We start from the raw sequence: 22,810 nt of genomic DNA, 5'->3' as shown, positions 1-22,810 counted from the left end.
ATGACGCGGGGCGCCTTGCGCGCCCCGTCGATTGAGTAGAAGTTGAAACTTAGATCGCTTTCAGCGTGCCTTTTGGCAGCGTGGCGGCAATGGCGCCTTTCTGGAATTTCATTTCGACGGTGTCGGAAACTTCCAGAACCACGAAATCGTCAGCCACTTTAGTGATCTTGCCGGCGATGCCGCCGGTGGTCACAACTTCGTCGCCTTTTTGCAGGCTGCTCAGCAGGTTCTTCTGCTCTTTGGCGCGCTTGGCCTGTGGACGCCAGATCATCAGGTAGAAGATGACCAGGAAACCGACCAGGAAAATCCACTCAAAACCGCCACCCATTGGGCCGGCAGCGGCCGGTGCAGCGGCGTCAGCCATGGCATTCGAGATAAAAAAGCTCATTTAGCACTCCAGTTGCAAATGTTGAATCTTGGGGTCAGAAAACTCAGTCCAAAGGCGGAACAGGTAACCCGCGTTTGGCGTAGAAGGCATCGACAAAGGCGGCCAATGTACCCTGTTGAATAGCCTCGCGCAAACCAGCCATAAGCACTTGATAATGACGCAAGTTATGGATGGTATTGAGCATGCTTCCCAGCATTTCGCCGCACTTGTCCAGGTGATGCAGATAAGCGCGGGAGAAGTTCTGGCAGGTATAGCAATCGCAGGTCGGATCGAGCGGCGAATCATCATGGCGATGGAACGCGTTACGGATCTTCAGCACGCCAGTATCAATGAACAGATGCCCATTGCGGGCATTACGGGTTGGCATCACGCAATCGAACATGTCCACACCGCGGCGCACACCCTCAACCAGATCTTCCGGTTTGCCAACGCCCATAAGGTAACGAGGTTTGTCAGCCGGCATCTGACCCGGCAGGTAATCCAGCACCTTGATCATCTCGTGCTTCGGCTCGCCCACCGACAGACCGCCGATGGCCAGGCCATCAAAGCCGATCTTGTCGAGGCCTTCCAGCGAACGCATGCGCAAATCCTGGTGCATGCCGCCCTGAACGATACCGAACAGCGCCGCCGTGTTGTCGCCATGGGCTTCTTTCGAACGCTTGGCCCAACGCAACGACAGCTCCATGGAAATCCGCGCGACGTCTTCGTCAGCCGGGTACGGCGTGCATTCGTCGAAAATCATCACGATGTCCGAGCCCAGGTCACGCTGGACCTGCATCGACTCTTCCGGGCCCATGAACACTTTGGCGCCGTCGACCGGAGAGGCGAAGGTCACGCCCTCCTCCTTGATCTTGCGCATCGCGCCCAGGCTGAACACCTGAAAACCGCCGGAGTCTGTAAGAATCGGGCCTTTCCACTGCATGAAATCGTGCAGGTCGCCGTGCTTCTTGATCACTTCGGTGCCAGGACGCAGCCACAAGTGGAACGTGTTGCCCAGAATGATTTCCGCGCCGGTGGCGGTAATGTCCCGCGGCAGCATGCCCTTCACGGTGCCGTAAGTACCGACCGGCATGAAGGCCGGGGTCTCGACGGTACCGCGCGGGAAGGTCAAGCGACCGCGACGAGCCTTGCCGTCAGTAGCAAGCAACTCAAACGACATACGACTTTGGCGACTCATTCTTTGTCCTCAGGGCCACGTGGTGCGGGATTACGGGTGATAAACATCGCATCACCGTAGCTGAAAAAGCGGTATTCATGCTCAACGGCGGCTTTATAAGCGGCCATGGCTTCGGGATAACCGGCGAACGCCGAAACCAGCATCAACAGCGTGGATTCGGGCAAATGGAAGTTGGTGACCAGGGCATCGACCACATGAAACGGCCGGCCCGGGTAGATAAAGATGTCCGTGTCGCCACTGAACGGCTTGAGCACGCCATCGCGCGCGGCACTTTCCAGCGAACGCACGCTGGTAGTCCCCACTGCCACCACACGACCACCGCGAGCGCGGCACGCCGCAACGGCATCGACCACGTCCTGGCCGACTTCCAGCCATTCGCTGTGCATGTGATGGTCTTCGATCTTCTCGACCCGCACCGGCTGGAACGTACCCGCGCCAACGTGCAAGGTCACGAACGCCGTCTCGACGCCCTTGGCCGCAATCGCCTCCATCAGCGGCTGATCGAAATGCAGCCCCGCCGTCGGCGCCGCCACCGCGCCCAGGCGCTCGGCGTACACCGTCTGATAACGCTCGCGGTCCGAGCCTTCATCCGGGCGGTCTATATAAGGAGGCAACGGCATGTGCCCGACGCGGTCGAGCAGCGGCAACACCTCTTCGGCAAAGCCCAACTCGAACAACGCATCGTGACGCGCCAGCATCTCGGCTTCGCCACCGCCATCGATCAGGATCTTCGAACCCGGCTTCGGCGACTTGCTGGAGCGCACATGGGCCAGCACGCGATGACTGTCGAGCACCCGCTCCACCAGGATTTCCAGCTTGCCGCCGGAAGCCTTCTGGCCAAACAGCCGCGCCGGAATCACCCGGGTATTGTTGAACACCATCAAATCGCCCGGGCGCAAATGCTCAAGCAAATCAGTGAATTGACGGTGTGCCAGGGCGCCGCTGACCCCATCAAGGGTCAACAGGCGACTGTTGCGACGCTCGGCCAAAGGGTGGCGAGCAATCAGCGAATCAGGGAGTTCGAAAGTAAAGTCAGCAACGCGCATGATGGGGTTCGTCTAGCAGGGCCCGGAAGTCTAGCCGAAATAGTGAAAATTCTCTATGTACCTGATTGACCGACGGTAATCTCATCTCTATACTTCGCCGCCATTGAGCCCTGATGGCGGAATTGGTAGACGCGGCGGATTCAAAATCCGTTTTCGAAAGGAGTGGGAGTTCGAGTCTCCCTCGGGGCACCATATAGCAGTATCTGAAAGTCTCTACCAGACTCTCAGACCCAAAGAAACCGGCCACTTAGGCCGGTTTTTTTGTGTCTGGTTATCTACCCCTGTATCCCCTTATCCGTTGTATCCCTGTATCCCTGCTTGTATCCTGAGAAAAGCACCTAACTTTGGGATACAAGGATGAAGCGCGCAGACATCAAGCGCCGCCCTCTCGCAGACACGACGCTTGCGGGGCTGGAGCCGGAATCAAAGGAATACCGGGAGCTGGACGGAAACGGCCTCTACTTCAGGGTCAAACCTGATGGTGGTAAATCGTGGCAGCTCCGCTACAAACGTCCGGCGGGCAATTGGGCTTGGATGGGGCTCGGGGGTTATCCGGAAGTAAGTGGCGCGTTGGCACGGGACAAAGCTGCTGACCTACGCAAGGTAGTGAGTAGCGGTGCTGATCCGCTAGAACAAAAGCGATCCGCGAAAGCTGCAATCGATGCGGCCAAAACCCGAACCTTTCGATCTGCTGCTGATGCATGGCTGAAGGCGAAAGAGGAAAAGGGTCTTGCAACCTCCACCCTCAACAAAATCCGTACCTACCTCGACAAGGACATACTCCCGGCACTGGGAGACAAGCCTCTAGATGAAATCACCCGTACCGACTGCGCAGAACTCCAGGCATCCATCGAAGCCCGAGACGCACACAACGTGGCGGAAAAGTGTCGCACCTGGATAAATCAGATCTTCGGGCGAGCCATCGGCTTAGGCCTGACTGAAAACGATCCGGGCAGCCGCCTTCGCGATATTGCAGCCCAAGCTCCAAAGACTCAGCAGCATCCACATTTGCTGGAGCCTGAGCTGGCGGAATTTCTCCAGGCACTAAAAAACACCCCGAGCAGGCTGACGGCCCGTACTGCGGCATGGCTTTGTGTTTGGACGGCATCACGACCTGGAATGGTCCGCTTGGCCGAATGGAAGGAATTCGACCTTGAGAAAGCCATTTGGACCACACCTGCCGCCAAAATGAAGATGCGTCGGGATTTTGTATGCCCCCTTCCCCGCCAAGCAGTTGCGGCACTGAAAGAGCTTTACCACTTAACCGGTCGCAGTCGTTGGCTCTTCCCTGGGGTCGGAGCCAAAAATCCGACCATCAGCGAAAACACGATCAATAAGGTCTTTGCCACCATCGGCTATAAAGGCCGCCTCGTTGGGCACGGGACTCGGCACACCGCGAGCACATTGCTCCGAGAACATGGCTGGCCGAAAGAACACGTTGAGGCACAGCTTGCCCATAAAGAGGAAGGCATTTCCGGGGTATACAACAAGGCTCAATACCTTGAACAACGCGTGAAGATGATGCAGTGGTATGCCGACCATCTTGATGCCCTTGAGTATGGAAACGTCGTGCAAGGCCAATTTGGAAAGGTGATATGAGGCTACTTATCCATCCCGCCTCCAAAAGCGGTGTAACGCGTGTTACTCGTGTAACGAAGTTTATCAACCAACTGAAAACATTAGGTTTTTTTAGAGTTACACGCAAACTCAGTTTTCCGTACGCCCCGTGTAACAGGGATAAACGGTGTAACGGCATGAGAACCAATGTTGCCCTGTTGGTAGCTTTTTTTCGTCGTGGACCTCGCGGGCTAACCGCCCCCGTTTCGGGGCAAGGGGCAGCGTCATGAAAGGCACAGTTAGCCTAGAAGCTGGAGAGCTAGAGATCGCGGGGGTCGAGGTAAGTTGTCTGCTTGTGGATATCGAGGAGATCGAGTTAGCCGTTAGTGAATTAGCGTTGTACGGTCATTTTTTCGACCATTTCAAAGGAGGCTTCGAGCTAATCCATCATGCATTGTTTTATTGGCTTGAGGATGGCGGATATGCCGAAAGCGCTAAATCGACGATTAACACCCTGTTTCTTCGTCGAGATCTCATCGAAGAGCGCTTTCACTTTGCTGAAGCGACAGCCCTACCGAGGGTAATTCGCAGTGAGATTAAGACAGATCATCTCGTTAGCGACTCCCAGCTCGTAGCAACCTACGCATTCGTGCAGGCCGTAGAAGCAATTGAAGCCCTTGCGAACTGGCTGTTCGACTTGGAGCTTGGGGTTTATGACATTGAGGTTGACCTGGTCGAGTTACTGCGACAAACCGATCACAAGGAATACGTGAAGCTTGTGGAGAAGGCGCGAGATCGAACAAGCGGGTTCGAAATCAGAAGCAGAGAGGACTTCGCCCTCTTAAAAGCGGGCGCTGATAAGGCATTGATGCTGGCCTCACTTTACCGACAAATCGAAGACGTCGAGGCTTCACAACCTGGCTCTAATGCATACAGTTTTATGCGTAACGTCCTGGCTAATGTTTCTGCGACCCAAGCATCACAACGCGGAAAGACAGCAGGCAAAGGCAACAGTAACCCTGAATCGGACATACAACAGGCGGCAAAAAACCGATTTGATCGTGTATGCAGTGCAGCCGACCGACACCTTTCAGCCAATCCAAAAATATCTGGAACTGACTTGATCAAAGTGATCGTTGAAAAGGACAAGATAGCGTCGATTCCGACCGTCAGAAAATACCTTCATAGGGGTGGTTACATACCCCGATAGCCAGCAAAAAAAAGCAAACCATGTTTGCTTTTTTTTTGCTCTCTAACCTGTGCCTGTCTCTCACATTACAGGCACGACTATGACTAACTCCCTCGCATCCATAACCAACAACATTTCCCATCGCGATCCAGCGACGACCTTGATCAGAATTTCTGAAGTCACGGCCATCGTCGGTCTTGCTCGCCCCACGATCTACAAGCTCATGCAGTGCACTAAAAGCGGATTTCCGCGCCCCGTAAAACTGAGCACCAGCACCGCACGCGGCGCACCGGTCGCGTGGGTGCTGGCTGAAGTCCAAGCCTGGGCACGGGGTCGTATTGAAGCCCGTGATCAGGTGGCCGCATGAGACGTAGTCACTGCCCATTCAAGGGGCCCTTTCTCGACTCCTACAGCATCGGATTCCGACTTTATCGACCTGATGCTATCAACTGGCGGCATCGCACCATCGCGGGCGTGAGCTGGAACGGCGAAGAGCAGGAGGCGTTCTTTTTCAGCCCTGACGGCCTCGCTCTCCCACTTAAAGCCAATCCTTGGGAATTACCCGAACTTATCCGTAAAAACGCGAAGCGCAGAGAGTTTTCGAGCATCCACGGCACCGGCTATTTCGCCATGAGCGAAAGCCGCCTCGCCTCACTGAAAACGCGAGGTATGAACGACTGGGTCACCTACTGGCTGGTGGATCAATCGGCCGGGTACGCGAACAATCCGGCGGTATGGCAACGCATCACGGATGAGGATCTCGCAGTGGAAAAGACCGTTACCGAGAACCTTCACAAAAGCATGCGCTTGACCTCGGATCTGACCGAGTACGTAGATGAGTGTCTAGCACAGCGTCGCGATGTGATGGCCGTCGAATACCGCAGACGTTGCGTCGAAGACAGCAAGATCTTGGCTTGGCTCAAAGGCGAAACACCACCACCGCTGCTTGCCTTTGCGCAGGAGGCAGCATGAGCCAAAAGATCGCGGATAACGCTTTGATGCACCCGTTTTCGGTGCTGCGCCGGATTGGCTTTTCGCCCCGCCTCATGCAGCGCCTCGAGCGCTACCGCAGCCAACAGGACAAGCAAGGTCGCGTGGTCAGTGTACTCAGCTGGGCCGACGGCACCTGGTGCGCCCTCTCCCTGCACTGCGAAAAAATCGGAGCCGTGATCGCCGACGAAGGCCAGCAATCGCAAGCCTACGAAGATGCACGATCGATGCTCAGCGGTGGCTTCCTGCCCCTTCTTTCCCTGCGCTGGGAAGCCCATGCCTGAAACGAAAACGCCTCCGGGGGCGATCCGGAGGCGTTGAGGTAAATCTACATGCACGAACAATTTATGCCGCACCTGAAAATTCCGCAAGTCATCAACGCAGTTGCACTTTCCAAAAACGGACGTTACTCTTCCGCCGTCGCTGCAAACTCAGCGGCCGGGCTTGGTAACCCGTTGAACAATAGGCGCAACAGCGCCCATATCTCTTTTGCAGGCGCTTTTTTTACGCCCGCAATTTCGTTTTATGGCGGCTGTGCGTGGGAGACCTTCGGGTCTGCCGGGTTCCTATTGTCCCGGTTTACCAACCTGCGCACAGCTGCCACCCATTCGCTTGGTAACGAACGTGGCAGCTCCTCAACAATAGGAGCTTCGCCAGATGCACGCCCTCAATCCGTCCAAAATTCGCGCCGCTGCCCATCGTGCAATGGCTCTCGCCGCTTTACACGCCAATTCCAGCCTCGCTACACGCCTCTCCCGCTACAACAACCACATGGCCAAAGCTCGTGCGCTCGAAACCGCAGGCGGTGCCCAATGAACAACACCCTGCGCTGCGCCCTGCCTGAAGACCTATTGCGCGTCAGCTTGAACGCCGAAGCCGGTGTGCCCATCGACGCGATCACCTGCGCCATTGATCGCGCCGACTCGGTGCTGACGTTGCTAGAAGATCACTTCGAAAGTGAATCCTCGCGCCTCGCCAATCATGTGATCGCAGCCGTCCTTTGGGACGTACGCGGCACTCTCGGCCTGATCAAGACCCTAGCCTTGCACGGTGACACCACCTCCATTCCGGCTGCACAGAAAGGCGGTGCGCTATGACCACCTCCACCACCCGTGGTCACGCCACATTTACTCGCGTGAATGCCACCGATTTGAAGTTGTTCCGGGTCAATGCAGGAGTACCGGTCGAAGAGGCACTGGAGATGGTTTCCCTGCTGCAGCATCACGCCAACCAGCTCAACTTTGACGCCGCCATGAGCGATAACGGCGAGCGTTTCAGTTGGCCTGCTCTGTACCTTGGAGAGATGGCCAAAGCCCTGATCGATGACATCAACGATGCACTGTTTTTGTCGAGGGCTGACGCATGAGCCAACGCCCGAGCAACTCCGAGAAACGTCCCAGCTTCGCCGACGTGAAAACCGCCGCGCTGAAAGACATTGACCGTGTCTTGTCGCACTGGCTGCCAAATGGCAAGCGCGTGGACGGCGGCAAGGAATACACCGCCCCGAATCCGACCCGCAGCGATAAGCGAGCCGGTTCGCTCAAGATCAGTTTGAGCAAGGGCACGTGGGCCGACTTCGCCACCGGCGACAAGGGCGGTGACCTAATCGATCTGGTGCGCTATCTGGACGGCGGCACCGACGTCGAGGCCTGTAACAAACTGGCGGATCTGCTCAACGTATCGCCCGGTGCCGCCCAGGCGAAGCCAGAGCCCGCGAAGACAAAAGCACCTGAGTGGATTCCCATTCAGCCGATCCCGGCCGAGGCCATGAATAAGTGCCCGGCCAAGCATCGGCAACACGGCGCGCCGTCCAAGGTGTGGATCTACCGCGACGCGCAGGGCCAGGCGCTTATGGCGCTTTACCGCTTCGACCTCGCGCCGGATGAAGACGGCATACCGAAGAAAGTCTTTGCTCCCCTGACATGGTGTCAGCGCGCCGATGGCCAAACCACGCAATGGCGCTGGCAAGGTCTGCCCGATCCGCGTCCACTGCTGCGCCTTGACGAACTGACCCAGCGCGCTGACGCACCGGTTATTCTCTGCGAAGGCGAGAAAGCTGCCGACGCCGCCGCCGAACTGTTGCCCGGCTACGCGGCCACCTGCTGGCCGAACGGCTCCAACTCCTGGCACAAAGCCGACCTGACACCGCTCAAGGGTCGCGAAGTGCTGTTGTGGCCGGACAACGATGTCAGCGGCAAAGCCTGCATGGAAGCCGTGGCCGACAAGCTGCGCGAAATCGGCGCCGCCTCGGTCCGAATCATCGCGCTGGACGTGTTCAAACGTAAGCCCACACTGAAGAACGACCGCGCCGCCTTCGCCAAAGGTGGTCAATGGGTCGACGGTGACGATGCGGCCGATGCGCTCGCCAAAGGCTGGACGGCGGCGCACTTCGCCGAGCTGGAAAGCAGCGGAGAAATGTTCGGTTTGGTTGTCGAAAAGACGGAGCCTGAGCAGGCCGAGACCAAATCAGAACCGAAGACAAAAACCGCCGCCAAGCGCCCCGCAAAATCGAAAAACGACCTGATGCCCGGTGGCTTTCGCCTCACCTCCGAAGGCGTGTTTTATGCGGGCGACGACGGCGAGGCGCGGCCGGTGTGTTCGCCGCTGGAAATCCTGGCCCGCACCCGCGACGACAAAGGCCAGAACTGGGGCCTACTGGTCGAGTTCGACGATCCCGACGGCGCCAAGAAACGCTGGAATATCCCGGCGCGCACCATGACCGGCGACTTCGGCAAGGACGTACTCGGACCGTTGGTAGATATGGGACTGCGCCTCGCGGGCAGCCGCTCAGGACGCAACGCACGCAACGACCTGCAGAGTTACCTCGGCGGCTTCGACAGCGCGCAACGGGCACGACTGGTCACCCGCTTGGGCTGGCACGACAGCGCCTTTCTGCTGCCAGAGCAACAGGTCGGCGCACACAGCGAACACCTGCATTTTTACGAGGCGGGTTCTCAGCTTCCGCCAATCAGCGAAGCAGGCTCGCTTGAGCAGTGGCAGGACCAGATCGGTGCACTGTGCGTCGGCAATCATCGATTGGCGTTCGTCGTCGGCGTGGCCTTTGCTGGCCCGCTGCTGCACATGCTCGGCCATGAGTCGGGTGGCTTCCACTTGTACGGCGACAGTTCAGGCGGCAAGACCACGCACCTGCAAGTTGCTGCCTCGATCTACGGCGGACCGCGTCTGGTGCGTTCGTGGCGTTCCACCGACAACGCGCTCGAATCCATCGCCGCCGCGCATTCCGATGGGCTTCTGGTGCTGGATGAAATCGGCATGTGCGACCCGCGCATCATCGGCGAGACGGTGTACATGCTCGGCAACGGCACCGGCAAGGCACGCGCCAATGATCGAGGGCAAGCAGGCCGACAGGTACAGGAGTGGCGTCTGCTGTTCCTCTCCACCGGAGAGAAGACGCTGGCTCAGCACATGGCCGAAGCCAACAAGGAACTGAAAGCGGGCATGGAAGTACGCATGCTCGCCGTTCCGGCCGATGCGAGCAAAGGCCTCGGCATGTTCGATGCGTTGAACGGCTTTGAGGATGCGGCGTCACTCGCCGACGCGCTCAAGGCGCGGGTAGCGAAGTATTACGGCACTCCGCTCACCGCTTTCCTCACCGCGCTGTGCGAACCGGGCAAACGCCACGGTTGGTCCGCCATCCTGCGACGCACGCTGGAAGGGTTTATCGCCCAGTCGCTGCCGGCCTCGGCCAGCGGACAGGCACACCGTGCAGCCGCTCGTTTCGGCCTCGCGGCCGCAGCGGGTGAGCTGGCCACCGCGATGGGCATCACCGGCTGGCCCGATGGAACCGCCACCACCGCCGCTCGCGTGTGCCTCAACGCCTGGATGAACGAGCGTGGCGGCGCCGGAAACTTCGAAGGTGATGCGATCTTGGCGCGGCTGCGCCAGGTCATCGAGCGCTTCGGCGAAAGCCGTTTTACCCGCTGGGAATCGGCGGCGGCAAAGATCGACGAACACGGCCCGCGCACCATCGACCGCCTCGGCTTTCGCAAGACGCTGGAGCACGGCTTGGGCGACTCCTTGCACACCACCAACACCTATTACGTGCTGCCCGAAGCATGGCGCTCGGAGATCTTCCGGGGGATGAACATCAATGCTGTGAACAAAGAGCTGCTACAGCGCGGCGTTCTGGAGCCGGGAGGTGATGGCAAGGCGTCGAGTTTGATCCGATTACCCGGCCTAGGCACGCAACGCTGCTACGTCGTGAAAACGATTCCAGGAATGGATGAGAGCGAGGCTAGGGCTGCCTGAGGGCATCTCTGCTGATCGAGGTAGCGCCGGCTTATTCCGGCCTCGCCAGCCACTCAACCAACCCACAATCGAATTGAACAGAGACTAAACACATGAACGAAATTCAAGACCTTAAAGACCGTCGCAACCATCTGCTGAGCGAGGCCGACCAATTGCATGCCGAACTGCTGCCCCTTGAGGCGGTGCTGGAAAGTGAGGAAACCATCGAACCGACTCAGGAGCGCGAACTCCGCGACAGGTACAACGAGCTGAAACGGAATTTCGATTCGCGCAAAAACAACGCCGACCTTTTGGACAGGAAAATCAGTCGCCGCGAAAACCTCGCCAACTGCGATTCCCTGATGGCGGGGTACATCGAAGCGATGGATAACTGGACCGCTGATGAACAGGAGTTGAGGGAGAAGCGCCAAAGCCTCAGCACCCGCCTGGAGCAAATTCAGCAGCAGGCGGAAGAGGACATGGCAAAAGCTCGCCAGGCCGAAACGGACGCCGCCACGGCGTACGCACAGGCAGTCGCGTGGGGCGACACCGAAGGCGAGAAAACAGCCAATACTGATGCGCAAAAGGCTGCGAAGAACCTCACCGTGGCCACCGAGCACAATCGTCGCCAACACCTGATCATGACAGCTCTGGAGCAGGAGCTGGTCACCGTAGATAAATACATCGCTGAAGCACTGCTAAAGCATAAAGAAATAGAGCGCACTGCCCTGTTGCTATCGCAGACGGTACTTGAAGAACAGTGGAACGAGGCCGCAAAAACGTTGTTCGAGGTGGGCGGAAAGCTCTGGGCGAATTACAACTTGATTGGCCGTGACCAGATTGGACTTATGAAGCTTGCCGTTCCAGAGCAAGGCGAGAATTTTGGGAAGTGGACGTGGGAAGAGCTATCAGCTCGATCGCGCCAGTACCGCGCGCGGGACTTAATCGAGCTCGACGGCGTATCGACACCGCACCAACCTGAAGTCATGAGCAGTCTGGAACAACCCAAGGATGAACGTAATGAACAAACCAATACAGAACAGCGCGAGCTGGTCTGACACGCTTAAAACTCGGAAGGCCCATCTCAATGCGCTACTGAAGACCATCAACGCAGGGACGGGAAAATCCAGTCCGATACAAAAGCTAACCATCAACGCGATTAAATCGGAAATGGCGCATATTGAAAGCCAGCTGAATCGCCGGAAACAGCGCTGAACTTGTAACGAGCACTAACATCCAAATAAGCGAGCACGCATAACCGAACTAAAGAAGGGAAACAACATGTCCAAACTCGCAGAATACCGTCAGCTCGAAAAACACCTCGCTGAGCAGCTCCAGGCCCTGGAAGCACTGAAAGGTGATGATGGTCTGAAGAAAGAAATCGAGTTCGAAACCAAACTGCGCAAGCTGCTCGAACACTACGGGTTTAGCCTGAAACACATCATCAACATTTTGGAGCCGCACAGCACGGCGCGGCATCAAGCAGCAGCTCCGGCTGCCGGTAGACGCAAACCACGCGAACTCAAGGTCTACGAAAACCCGAATACTGGTGAGGTGATCGAAACCAAAGGTGGGAATCACAAGGCTTTGAAAGAGTGGAAAGCGAAACACGGAGCCAATGTCGTCGAAGGATGGCTGAAGAAGTAAATCTGCTTCGCCTGAAAAAGGGCCCATGCGGGGCCCTTTTTCGAAGTGACGCGGACACCCTCAGGACTACCAGATTAGCGCCCTCTTTCTTAAAAAAACCAGTGATGGCAGCCCCTGTAACTTTCATCGGAACCTCAGTACTGCCACCGCTAACTCATCCTAAATCGTCCATGCTGGTAGCTCTATTGAATATTTCCATATTTCCGCGGTACCTATAGATGTTTCTTGTTCATAGCCATTAGCAAAAGGAAATACTATGCTCGAAGCATTATTTTTTGCATAGAGATAATATAAAGCAAAGCCTAGTGCTTGCGCCTTAGTGGAAAGAGGGCTCAAATACAAATTCGTGATGGGCTTTTTTAAAGACTCCGCCTGCACTACTTCGTGGATTCGCTCAGCGGTAGAGAATGGATCGTTGACGGGAGCATAATATCGTTGCTTGCCTCTCCCAGTCGGAAATGCTGCTTCTGGAGCCTTACTAGCCCGAACAACACTCTCCTGATACATATCTGCTCTAAGAGAAGGAAACCCCCACAATGTAACTATATTTGCGAAGTCTTTATGCTCAGCCACTTGCTTGAGCAGTTCGTGATCATAGCCAATACCGAGGAGCAGAATATCGTTTGAGCTTTCATTGTTTGGCTCACCTTCAAATCCGGCGATTGATCGAACTAGCGTTACGGGACCCGCAGAAAAATTGGTATCGTCTTTTTTCTGATATCGAACAGGTTCAGAATAAATTGCGTCAAATTTCAGAAGGCCATAATATTGTAGCAACTTGATCAGAAACAATAAGTGCGGCCGCATAAATCCGGTTATATCAATGCACAGTCGCTTGCCTGCCAGAGACTCAGCATACTTCTGAAAAAACTCGTTTAAAAACTCAGACTCTTCCATCTGCGACGAATAGAACACCTCTCCGCTTTCGGGGTACTCAGATTCGTTAAACTGGTATTGTGGAAAAATTAGCCATAGCTTTAGCGGCGCTTGACATTTATCGAAAACGACTCCAATTCGATCGCTCAAATTATATGCAGAAATGAATACATCATACTGGGCGTCGAGCGGCCAGCTTCCTTCTATGGGCAAGCGAGTTTTATAAAAGTAATCAAATCGCATCATCGTCACCAAAATTCAGTGAAAGAGTACCGTTGGTGGATAGCTCTTCCATATGTGGACGATTTAACTGAGCTCTCGACTTGCCAAAATTAGGAGCCTTCATACCTAAGGTTGCCTCGTTCAACTCCTTTTGAAAGCCTGAGCTGTCAAGCGTACCGAATATGGCTTCCGCTACGCTGTGGGGCAAGCGGACATCTCCGCGAACAGATACGGGTAGATCCCACTTCGGCGACAGCATAGGGTTGAGTTGATATTTTTCATCGACGCGCTTGGAGTTTGCGTTGGGACGGCCTTTAGGATGGCGGAAAATATATGACCAATTCTCTGCTCGTTTGAGATTGTATTTGGCGGCTTCTGACAGCTTAGACACATCCAAACTGAAGGCTAATGGAGATACCTCAACTGGTTTGGAGGAGAAGCGCACCTCGCGGAGATATTCGGCCAAACGTTCTACTGCACGCTGAACGTTAGGAACGTCCGCACCTGGCCTAGCGTCTTCGTCAAAGAAAAACCCGGCACTTTGTATGACAGCTTCGGCTTGAGTCAGGATTGGAATAGGCCCCTCTCGGAATGGGCGATCACCATTGAACGATGCCCATTTGTAAACATTTTGCAGTATTACCAACAGATTTCTTGGTACACAGGCTGACATCCTGACGAACGAGTCGAACCCAGCATACATTGGAGTCGGTGACTGTTTGTAATCTCGATATAACTGAGCCAACAAATCTATAGCGAAGTGCCCGTATAAAGTTTTGTGCCGACCGGGCTCACCAGCAAGAAAACCTTTGCATTCTTCGGAAATTAATTCCGCTGACTTAATCAGGTCTTTTCCGCGATACCAGTCTTGGTAAAGCATGAAAATGTTAACTTTCTCAACCAGGGGATGCTCATAGATGCTGAGCAAAGAGATTATTCTTTTAGCGTCAGAAGCAGTTGCGACGGCATTATTTGTACCTTTCGAATGAAGCTGATCACGAAGCCTCTTAAAGTACGGGCGGTCGGATGACTTGGCTATTCCGACTAACTCTTTAGTGTGACTACGATAGTAATCGTCCGAACTATACGCTTCAAAAAGACTCTGCAGTACCCCCTTAAGTTTTTGTTCACCCGGTTTGTTCGCGAAACCACCGTCCTCTAAACGCTTGGCGCACAACTCTCTTGAAAACTCTTTGAACGCTTCCCCTTTAGACCTCAGAATTTGATCCAAATACAACGCTTTAAACTCTGAACCTTCTTTGTTTTCTTCATCAGTACCGTAATTAGCAAGGGTCTTGATACCGTACAATCGAGCACCAAGCCTAAAGCTGCAGGGGTCCATTGAATGACGAATTAGCGTATTCAAAAACTTTTGTTGATCTTCGGTTAAGTTCTCAACTTCATCTACCAAATATATAAATCGAAGCTTCTCGAATATTTTTATTCGCTTCGTTACGAGCGCCGGCACGCCAAAGAGCAAAGACCCAGGACTTAGCAGTATATTTACATTGAGCGATCTAGTGAATACACAGTTATTTACACTCAGGTCGACAGCTTTCCGAAGTGAAACTATAAAATCCAAAAGACTAGTTAGGGTATCTGGTTTTTGGGTTGGCCGCTCGTCCAGCAGCAGCAACACATCGCCGACCAAGGAGTTGAGCTCAAGCATTAATTTGTGATCGAACTTTGATAAATCTATCAAGGTAAGTATCAAGTTCTCAACCAATCTTAGCTCAAAATAATAATTAAACAGCGTCCCCCACTTTTCTCCGTCCTGGCCTTTCCCGGAGAATTTCCCCGTATCTAGAGTGTTAGCACGGAGGAAAATCCCGATATAGCCTTCGCTTATCAGACCTTTTATCGAATTATCGGGAAATCGAAGTTTTTGCACGGGGTAGGAGCAATATCGCATCAGGTGGGTCTTACCGCTCCCCTTACCTCCGAGAATATGCATTGACGTAATCGAGGTTGGTTCGAGCAAAGCCTGTAGTTCTTGCCCTTTAAAATCAACCCAAAAATCTTTTATCTGGAGGTCGGAATAGTCAGCAGCCCGAATAAGATCAAATGGATTAGTATTATTTTCCACGATCACACTCCGTATTTTTTATCGAATCGTTTGAAAATCGGCACCCAAGAGGTTGATAGTGGATTATCGAACCACATAATTGGTAAAGAATTATCAGGGGTGTTGTGCAAGAATGAGAGTAGCAGCTGACCATTTTTATAGCCTAAAACATGATCGCTAGGGAGTAGCTTAGCGCCGTATCCAGCAGCGACATCTTGCGCACTTTGCTTGTCTAGACCATTGGGAAGGTTAGCAAATGCCCTTGCATTCGGTGAAAAACATTTAAATGTTTCATCCAATTCAAACACGCAAGAAACGTTATCCCCAAAGTATTCTGGTTTTCTTGCGGTCTTCAAACCTTTAGTCGTAGCAAATAAAGCGTAGTAGTGACATTCGACACCTGGAAAGCGGCGAATCTCTTCAAGTTTGTGCGAGAGATATTGTTCAATTTGCGAGCCAGATCCTAGCAAATCATCAATAAATACATACCGCTTTATACTTTTATCGTGCTGCGAAATTTGAATTTGCCCTTGACTGTCACGGGATAATTTAAAAATATCACCGCTATCAATAAACAAATCCTTCCCTAGATTATTTATCTGTCTGAAATAGTAAAGAAGATGAGGGCCGCTTTCTGAAGGATTGCCTACCCCGACGAATCGGGTCTTGAGGCGCTCTTCTAAAAAAAGGGGCTCGATAATTCCGGGATCTAAAGTATCGTTATTAGCACGACGTATTTGAGATGTTATTGGGTGTCGGTATAGTGTCTGGTATACACACTTAAGCATCTCCCTAAGCAGATCAAGTCCAAAATAGTTAACTTGTGAAAGCAGGTGTAATGCGTGCAACTTCTCATTGCTTTCATCTTTGAACTGGCCATTAAAATTTTCTAGCCAGGCTTCAACATCGGGCCAAGTGAGGCGAGAGTCCCAAGCTTGCTGAGAAAGAATTTCAATCTTACGCTTTAGTATGTCTTTTAGTTCCATTAAATAATCTTCCTCAAAACCAAGACCCACTCACGAGTTATAAGGCTGGCGGTTTTGTTACGCTTGGTCATCAAACCTCTTGATTTGATCGAGTCGATCAGCTTCAGCCTTAGCTCCATACCCAAACTTTCACAAATCTCTAGCAAATAGTTTGAAGACATAAACTCATGCCCGCATACGATATTATTCCCAATCACCAAGACAAGTTGTCCGCCTGGCTTCAAAACTCTAAATACTTCTGTCAGAGCCTGTCGCATCTCGATCAAATAGGTGGAGGCGATAGATGCTCGCAGAGGGTTTACTTCGTATACGTTTTTTAAGATTTTATCAGCTTCTTTTATGCCGGTACTCGAAAAGCTCATGTATTTCTGCTTTGGTATGTGCTCTCTACCAATATTTTGGTCTTCAAGACCGCGAAGCTCGCAAGGCTTCGCAAATTCTAGCCAGCCTAAGTTAAGACTAGTCGCCCTAATGTACTTCTGCGCTCCCGCATACGGCGGAGAAGTTATCACTAGGTCTATAGAGCTAGAAGCTAAGGGCTGTCCCGACTCAACAACTAATCTGCGCGCATCTCTTCCCGCCAGGCAGGGTCTATGCGTGCCGCTGTCCATGGCGGACAATTCGCGCATGCGTTTTAGGTTTGATTCGAACTGTTCCGAGAAAAGATCAATTACGCTTGTAGACTTACGATCCCTTCGACCTGGATAGTCTTTGATTTTTACTGGGACGGATAATCGTGGATCCGCCAAACTGCTTTTTCTTGTAATCGATGAAAACGTGACCAGAAGAAAGTCTTTGATTATGACATTAGGTTGATGGCCTATAGCTGCTTTAAGTCGACTAAGATGCTTGATGGTTTCAGGAGTGTACCAGTGCTCGATATTTACGATTTCAGGATGAGACCGAGTACGATTTTTTTTGAAGTCTGAAAGGCACTGTTTGAACGCCTCGTTAAGATTCTCTTCACTAACAAGGGTCGTCTTTGCTGAGGTTATCAAACGCGCTAATGGATTAGCATCAGCATAGAACGCTTCACGACCGGATAGCATTGCCTCTAACGCAACTGTTCCTGTACCTGAGAAAGGGTCAAGCACCCGACCTGCTAGGGGGCAGACCCGATCTGACGCCAAGAAGAAATGCGCAATATGCGGCAAGAGCTTCGCTGGGTAACTATGAATGTAGTGCGTCGCACGCTCTCCGACCTTCATCCATGGCACGAGCTCTCGGAAGGAGACCTCCTGAGCCTCTCCCGAATTGATGAAATTGGCGAGTAAGCTGTCAAGGATGGCATCAGTGGAGAACGGATACCCCTTACCTCGCCACTGGACGAATTTATTCATTCCCGTTTGCTCTAGCGAAGCACTCAAAAGAAGCTGGCAAGGTTTTTTCCGTTTGTTTGATCGTTTGTAAAATACGCTTAGCAAGGCTCGATGTAGTCAGAGCCGCCATTTTGGAACGCATCCTATCATCGGTGAGGGTTGGACGCTCGGTCGTCACCTTATCAACGGCCGTTGGAGGTGAGCGCATATCGCTGATCGGAAGCCCCTAAAAAGTCGAGCTTTGTTCCTCTCTGCTGTCGACCGATATGTTACACCGATCCGCGTTGTTACACCGAATATCGGGATTGCTCCTGACCAGTGTTACTCATAATTTATCTTTTAAATTCAATGGGTTGAGACCGCTTGTTACACCAGTAACACCTGTAACACGACATTTGTTAGGTATCTGCCCCCGCCCCCCATAATCAAAGCTCCCACCGCGATGAATACTCCAGCGAGAGCGGGGGCGGGGGCCCCTGAGGGAATATGCTCCCCACGGGGTCGGAAACCCGCGTGATCGTGTTAGCGGAAAAATGCCCAGCTTAGTGAACAGGTGAACCGGGTGAACTGCTGTTCACCTGTGCATCTGCACTACAAATGGAATGACGCAGGGGACCCTGGGCATTTTGGGTAGACACGGGGCAGAGAACCCGCGCGTTTGTATTAGCGGCTGGATTTTTGAAGTTGGTTGACAGGTTGACGGAGTTGACTCGGTTGACGAACGCCATGCGTGCGTTATCAGCAACACAAAGGGGCATCTTTACCAACACGGTAACGATGCCCCTTTTTCTTCAAGATCCTTTCAATTTCAACGTTGAAATTTCAGTAAGCTGGGGAAACTACCGCTAACAAGATCTCGCGGGTTTCCGACCCCGTGTTCTTTGAAAGTACCCAGGGGCCCCGGCGCGTCTCCGCTCAGACGCCGGTAAGTCATCAAGGAGCTGACTCCTAAAGCTAAGCTGGCGGTGATCTCAGCGTTGAGTGATCAGACCGTCATGCAGGCCGCGCTATGATTGCCCCACAGCAGTGAAGCTAAATTCAAGAAGGAACGTGCGATTTGAGAGATACATCGATAGACAAAAACTTGATAGATCATCCTAGTTTGGTTGTCCTATTTCCCCACATGCAGAGCTACTGCACAAAAGGTCTAACCAATCATATCGAAGGTAAAGATAGCTTTACGGCTTCAACCATTGAGACCTACGCCAACGGAGTCTTTGCGCGGGTTGATGAGCTAGACACCGCGTTGGTCTCCTTGCGCCTAGCATGCAGATTCGTAACTGAGCTTGGGTTTGAGCCAACCCCGAGCCCAGCTATCTATCGTTACCACTACGAGAACTTTGTGCTTCGGGTAATTGGGTTGGTGGATCGGGCACATCGACTGGTTGGGGCTTCTTTGCTGCTGCCTTCAGAAAAATATGAGGCGATGGGAGGAAATACCTTTGTTCAGAAAGCCACGAAAACAAAGCACCCTGAGTTGTATAGTGCCTTGGGCGCGGTAGCGGAAGCAGTGAATAGCTACCGTGGACCTAGGAATGAGTTGATCCACTCAAGCGCTTACTCCAGTCGTGAGCTGGGGATAATCATGGGGATCGAGCAATTCAGCGTGGATACCGGCTCCGTAGACATGAACGAGCTCAAACGTGATTACTCCTCCGCAGGAGCTGCTGAAATCGAGGAAACGATTGGGTGGCTGATGGCAACCCTAACCACGTTACTGGACGAGTTAGGCCCGGCCTTCTCCACCGCGCATGAGGTCAGCGTCTCAAAAACAAATTGATAGAGACGGCGCTTGCCGTTAATTTCTATACCAGCGCTTCTATAGAATCGAGCAGCATGTATCCCCACATGTATCCCAGCATGTAGAATATCGCTACAAGACACGGTTTATATGGAACGCACGAGTCTCCCTCGGGCACCAAAATTAAGAAAGGTCTTGCTTAGCAAGGCCTTTTTTCGCCTATAGAAAACGCCCTGCCCTCTGTAGGACCTGCCGAAGGCTGCGATCTTTTGATTCTGCTCTTCCATGCAGCCCATCCCGACGGAACGTTTCAAAAGGATTCCCCTCATGGAATTTCAGCTGGAAACGGTTGCCCACTTCTCCCTCAAACTGGCTTATGAGACGGAAGATCAAAGTCCGATTTTGCGGGATGACTTGGAAAAGGGGGCAGATTTATTTCAGTTCTAAAAATGATTAATGGCCTTGCCCGGTACTCATAGCTGAATTAAGGGTTTTCAGGTTTCGAAGGTTGCGGGCTTGAAGCGTCCACGCTACCCTCCCACCGTCGCTGCCAATTCAGCGACCGGGTGTGGAAACCCGTGTAATTCAAGGCGCAACAGCGCCCCCATCACGTCTGCCGGCGCTTTTTTTGTGTCTGCGGCGTGAGTTATGGCGGCTGTGCGTGGGACGTCTTCGGGCGTGCCGGTTTCCTTGATTCCCGGTTTTCCACCCTGCGCACAGCTGTCACCCATTCGTGTGGAAACGAACGTGGCAGCTCCTCATATCAAGGAGTCTGATAATGCGCAGCATGAATCCGTACAAAATTTGGCTTTCCCCTCTACGTAATTCCCAATCGCGTAACACCCTCCCCGACCGCCGCTCCCTCATCGGAGGTGCCCAATGACCAACCAACCCGAACTAAAAACCATCGGCCTAACCCCCGCCATCTACTGCGGCGATCAACCACTCTTCCACGTCACCCGCGACGTCCCCCTCGGCGATGCGCTATCTATGGCTTCCGATTTCCTGTTCTTGGCCAAAACACTCACCGAAGATGCTGCCTACGCCAAAGACACCGATCGCCACGCCTGGGCTGCGCATTATTTGACGTCGATGAGTAAGGCGTTGGTGGATGATGCAGTGAAGGTGTTGACGCGGGATCGGGATTCTTTGTCGGGGTCCAAGCGGGCGGGGGCGAAGGCTTAAGGGTTGTAGCCGTCAGTCGATAAGGTAGGAAGTCTGTGGGGGCGGGTTGCTTGCGATGGTGGCAGTCGTTCGGTGGTGATGTTGGCTGGTTTGGCGCTATCGCCAGCAAGCTGGCTCCTACAGGGGGTTGGGGTTGTTTGTAGGGTGATGTTGGCCCTGAATTTTTTTAACCAAGGAGTGGAGTGAGTAATGTTGTTTGATTCTCTGGTTATTTACGGTGCTTGGATTGGGGTGTGGGTTTGGATCGTGCGCTGTCGTGGCACGCTGAATCTGTGGCTGGCTAATCTGGCGGGGTTTGTGTGTGGCTGTATTGTCGGGATGGTGGTGGAGCAATTGACTCGTGCCGCCAGCGGGATTCTGTCGCCGGATGCGCCATTTATGTTGTATTCGATTATGGCTGGGTTTGGCACGTTAGTTGGGACGTGGATGTGGCTTATTGCGAGGCTTGAGCAGCCGGAGGATCTGTTTCTGCGCCATTTGTTTGCCGGGGCGGTGAGTGTTTTTGTTGGCGCGGTTGTGCTTGGGCAGGCTTGGTCGCATTTGGTTTCTGGGTGAGTGCATTCGGGAATAGTGGTGGCTGGTCTGGCGCTATCGCGAGCAGGCTCGCTCCTACAGGGGTTGTGGGTTAGCCCCGGGTTTTTCGGGGCTTTTTAGCATTCAGGTTAGAGGAGGTGTTGGGAGATCAGTTTGGAGATTTCTACCATTGATGTCCGGCCGGTGAATTCGAATTTCACTTTGCCCAGCGACGAGAAGTAGATCTCCAGTTCCGAGTCCAGGTCGAAGGTGCCGGAGGTTTCTACCGAGTAGGCGACGATGTTTTTGTAGGGCAGTGAGGTGAAGTCTTTTTTGCTGCCGGTGATGCCCTGTACGTTGACGGCGATGATGCGTTTGTTGGTGAAGACGACGCCGTCGCGCATGGATTTATACGAGTCGATGACGTGCTCGCCTTCCAGCAACAGTGCACTGACCCGTTCTGCGTATTCTTCGTTTTGCTTGAGTTTGAAGAAGCCTTTGTTGTTGAAGTCGATCATCTGCCCATCCTCCGTTCGAAGAAAAATCCCTGCGAATTACTTCAGCGCTTTTACGACTCGAATGTTGACGGGGAATCCATCCTGTCCGGGCAGTTTCTTCCATCCCACATACTGAAAAATCGCTTCTTCATCAATGTACTCGCCCCACTCCGCGACTTTGCCGCCCAACACTGCGACGTTCCGGTTAATGGCGCAGGTGCCATCGTCAGGACCGACGGTGTAGATCACATAAGGTTTGACGTATTTCGCGGCGCGGAAATGTTCGCCGCAACCAGAATCGACTCTGATCATCAAGGTCTTCAGATTTGCTTCACCATCCAGCTCGGCGTGCTGGTCGAGTTCCCCGATTTCGCCGACGTCGGTGAAGCCCAGAGAGCGAGCGCGCTTGTATGCCGGGGAGGCCAGGTGTTTGATCTGGGCTTGCGCGAGATACTCGTCCACGTCTTTGCTGAGTTCAATTTCGCCCTTGTGCGCGATCTCTTCCGCTATGGGAACGCCGCTCTCACAACGAGCGTATTCGGGGGAGCCAAGGCTTGACGGGGATAGGTAGTAGCGATGGAACTCAAGGGTACTCAGATGCATCTTGATAGCGGGATTAGCTTCTTTGGGCGTCTGGCGCCCGGCCTGCACCTCGGCCACCACCTGCAGAAATTTCTGGCAATCGGAGAGGTAGCCGTCCCAGGCGTATGTCGGGGTTTCACTCGACAGGCCGGCGAGCGCCGGGGTCATCACGACGGCGAAAGTGATTGCGCAGAACAGGCGCGAGACTCGAGTGACAGTGGCCATGTGTAGTCCGTTACAAAGTTGATGAAAGTGGCGCAACGCTACTGTTTTGCCGCCTTGCCGTCCACTGGCAGCAAAGGGGACAGACTCTATTTACTGCTAGCCCCTGTTTATTGAATTGAATCCCGAGTGCCAGGTGCATCTGACGCCTTCGGCTGCCTCTCGTCTAGACTTAATGGGTGGTCGTAGACAGAACCGAGCACGTCGCTTTGGTGCGGATTAATAAAGGGCCGCGTGGCAATCTGACTTTTATGCCCTTATTGAGGTGCGGCGAAGACCGTGCCGGGCACAACAAGATGCCCATTCAGGGTGCCCTGGCCACCGGCCTGAAATTGCCACGATACCGTGACGTGGTGTGAG

The 22,810-nt window shown here is 53.5% G+C and carries 23 protein-coding genes and 1 tRNA gene; 15 read left to right on the top strand and 9 right to left on the bottom strand.

Features of this window, described 5'->3' with window-relative positions; all coding sequences use genetic code 11:
- Positions 1-49: 49 nt before the first annotated feature.
- The 3 genes from yajC to queA are packed head-to-tail and all read right to left on the bottom strand — an operon-like array spanning position 50 to position 2,611.
- A complete protein-coding gene (yajC, locus tag IB246_RS19700; RefSeq protein WP_007916913.1) occupies positions 50-388 on the bottom strand; it encodes a preprotein translocase subunit YajC in 339 nt (112 codons plus the stop codon).
- A gap of 43 nt (positions 389-431) precedes the next feature.
- A complete protein-coding gene (tgt, locus tag IB246_RS19695) occupies positions 432-1,547 on the bottom strand; it encodes a tRNA guanosine(34) transglycosylase Tgt (protein ID WP_162130724.1) in 1,116 nt (371 codons plus the stop codon).
- A gap of 14 nt (positions 1,548-1,561) precedes the next feature.
- Positions 1,562-2,611: a tRNA preQ1(34) S-adenosylmethionine ribosyltransferase-isomerase QueA gene (gene queA / locus IB246_RS19690; RefSeq protein WP_008025479.1), complete on the bottom strand. Its 1,050-nt coding sequence runs from the start codon at positions 2,609-2,611 to the stop codon at positions 1,562-1,564.
- 107 nt (positions 2,612-2,718) lie between these two features.
- On the opposite strand from queA, the gene IB246_RS19685 reads away from it, so the two are divergent.
- The 12 genes from IB246_RS19685 to IB246_RS19630 all read left to right on the top strand — a co-directional run bounded on the left by IB246_RS19685 (position 2,719) and on the right by IB246_RS19630 (position 12,242).
- Positions 2,719-2,803 (top strand) — tRNA-Leu (locus tag IB246_RS19685).
- A 165-nt stretch (positions 2,804-2,968) separates the two neighbouring features.
- Positions 2,969-4,210 (top strand): tyrosine-type recombinase/integrase, encoded by a 1,242-nt coding sequence (locus IB246_RS19680; protein WP_192230153.1) that lies wholly within the window; start codon positions 2,969-2,971, stop codon positions 4,208-4,210.
- A gap of 244 nt (positions 4,211-4,454) precedes the next feature.
- Positions 4,455-5,378, top strand: a complete 924-nt coding sequence (locus tag IB246_RS19675; protein WP_192230151.1) for a hypothetical protein — start codon at positions 4,455-4,457, stop codon at positions 5,376-5,378.
- 79 nt (positions 5,379-5,457) lie between these two features.
- On the top strand, positions 5,458-5,724 hold the full coding sequence (locus IB246_RS19670) for a helix-turn-helix transcriptional regulator (RefSeq protein WP_192230149.1): 267 nt from the start codon (positions 5,458-5,460) through the stop codon (positions 5,722-5,724).
- Entirely contained in the window at positions 5,721-6,329 is a 609-nt protein-coding gene (locus IB246_RS19665; protein WP_192230147.1) for a hypothetical protein, read from the top strand. The genes IB246_RS19670 and IB246_RS19665 overlap by 4 nt, the downstream gene beginning before the upstream one ends.
- Positions 6,326-6,631 carry a hypothetical protein gene (locus IB246_RS19660; protein WP_192230145.1) on the top strand — a complete coding sequence of 102 codons (306 nt, stop codon included), beginning with the start codon at positions 6,326-6,328 and terminating at the stop codon, positions 6,629-6,631. Before IB246_RS19665 ends, IB246_RS19660 begins: the two co-directional genes overlap by 4 nt.
- A 373-nt stretch (positions 6,632-7,004) precedes the next feature.
- Positions 7,005-7,163 carry a hypothetical protein gene (locus tag IB246_RS19655; protein WP_192230143.1) on the top strand — a complete coding sequence of 53 codons (159 nt, stop codon included), beginning with the start codon at positions 7,005-7,007 and terminating at the stop codon, positions 7,161-7,163.
- Positions 7,160-7,444: a hypothetical protein gene (locus IB246_RS19650; protein WP_192230141.1), complete on the top strand. Its 285-nt coding sequence runs from the start codon at positions 7,160-7,162 to the stop codon at positions 7,442-7,444. The genes IB246_RS19655 and IB246_RS19650 overlap by 4 nt, the downstream gene beginning before the upstream one ends.
- Positions 7,441-7,713, top strand: coding sequence for a DUF3077 domain-containing protein (locus tag IB246_RS19645; protein ID WP_192230140.1), 273 nt, complete (start codon positions 7,441-7,443; stop codon positions 7,711-7,713). Before IB246_RS19650 ends, IB246_RS19645 begins: the two co-directional genes overlap by 4 nt.
- Positions 7,710-10,616, top strand: a complete 2,907-nt coding sequence (locus IB246_RS19640; protein ID WP_192230138.1) for a DUF927 domain-containing protein — start codon at positions 7,710-7,712, stop codon at positions 10,614-10,616. The genes IB246_RS19645 and IB246_RS19640 overlap by 4 nt, the downstream gene beginning before the upstream one ends.
- A gap of 92 nt (positions 10,617-10,708) precedes the next feature.
- Positions 10,709-11,653 (top strand): chromosome segregation protein SMC, encoded by a 945-nt coding sequence (locus IB246_RS19635; protein WP_192230136.1) that lies wholly within the window; start codon positions 10,709-10,711, stop codon positions 11,651-11,653.
- A 223-nt stretch (positions 11,654-11,876) separates the two neighbouring features.
- Positions 11,877-12,242, top strand: coding sequence for a histone-like nucleoid-structuring protein, MvaT/MvaU family (locus IB246_RS19630; protein ID WP_192230134.1), 366 nt, complete (start codon positions 11,877-11,879; stop codon positions 12,240-12,242).
- Between the two features lie 159 nt (positions 12,243-12,401).
- Here the strand turns inward: IB246_RS19630 and IB246_RS19625 are convergent, their stop codons facing one another.
- From IB246_RS19625 to IB246_RS19610, 4 genes are read right to left on the bottom strand one after another with little or no spacing between them, the layout of a single operon-like run.
- Positions 12,402-13,361: a hypothetical protein gene (locus IB246_RS19625; RefSeq protein ID WP_192230132.1), complete on the bottom strand. Its 960-nt coding sequence runs from the start codon at positions 13,359-13,361 to the stop codon at positions 12,402-12,404.
- Positions 13,351-15,426, bottom strand: coding sequence for a hypothetical protein (locus IB246_RS19620; protein WP_192230130.1), 2,076 nt, complete (start codon positions 15,424-15,426; stop codon positions 13,351-13,353). The genes IB246_RS19625 and IB246_RS19620 overlap by 11 nt, the downstream gene beginning before the upstream one ends.
- A gap of 2 nt (positions 15,427-15,428) precedes the next feature.
- A complete protein-coding gene (locus IB246_RS19615; RefSeq protein ID WP_192230128.1) occupies positions 15,429-16,391 on the bottom strand; it encodes a hypothetical protein in 963 nt (320 codons plus the stop codon).
- Positions 16,391-17,731, bottom strand: a complete 1,341-nt coding sequence (locus IB246_RS19610) for a hypothetical protein (protein ID WP_192230125.1) — start codon at positions 17,729-17,731, stop codon at positions 16,391-16,393. Before IB246_RS19610 ends, IB246_RS19615 begins: the two co-directional genes overlap by 1 nt.
- A 1,036-nt stretch (positions 17,732-18,767) precedes the next feature.
- Here IB246_RS19610 and IB246_RS19605 point away from each other — a divergent pair.
- The 3 genes from IB246_RS19605 (at position 18,768) to IB246_RS19595 (ending at position 21,191) form a co-directional block, all read left to right on the top strand.
- Entirely contained in the window at positions 18,768-19,490 is a 723-nt protein-coding gene (locus IB246_RS19605) for a Cthe_2314 family HEPN domain-containing protein (RefSeq protein ID WP_192230123.1), read from the top strand.
- 840 nt (positions 19,491-20,330) lie between these two features.
- Positions 20,331-20,636: a DUF3077 domain-containing protein gene (locus IB246_RS19600; RefSeq protein WP_008036612.1), complete on the top strand. Its 306-nt coding sequence runs from the start codon at positions 20,331-20,333 to the stop codon at positions 20,634-20,636.
- 189 nt (positions 20,637-20,825) lie between these two features.
- Complete coding sequence (locus tag IB246_RS19595) at positions 20,826-21,191, top strand: hypothetical protein (protein WP_008036613.1); 366 nt, start codon at positions 20,826-20,828, stop codon at positions 21,189-21,191.
- Positions 21,192-21,298: 107 nt separating this feature from the next.
- Here IB246_RS19595 and IB246_RS19590 read toward each other — a convergent pair whose 3' ends face one another.
- Positions 21,299-21,667, bottom strand: a complete 369-nt coding sequence (locus tag IB246_RS19590) for a PH domain-containing protein (protein ID WP_008025469.1) — start codon at positions 21,665-21,667, stop codon at positions 21,299-21,301.
- 36 nt (positions 21,668-21,703) lie between these two features.
- Positions 21,704-22,453: a hypothetical protein gene (locus IB246_RS19585; RefSeq protein ID WP_008036614.1), complete on the bottom strand. Its 750-nt coding sequence runs from the start codon at positions 22,451-22,453 to the stop codon at positions 21,704-21,706.
- Between the last annotated feature and the right edge of the window lie 357 nt (positions 22,454-22,810).

The sequence above is a fragment of the Pseudomonas sp. PDM01 genome, assembly GCF_014852325.1.
Taxonomy (GTDB): domain Bacteria; phylum Pseudomonadota; class Gammaproteobacteria; order Pseudomonadales; family Pseudomonadaceae; genus Aquipseudomonas; species Aquipseudomonas migulae.
Note: the sequence above shows the minus strand (reverse complement) of the source record. Positions and strands in the feature narration are given on the sequence as shown.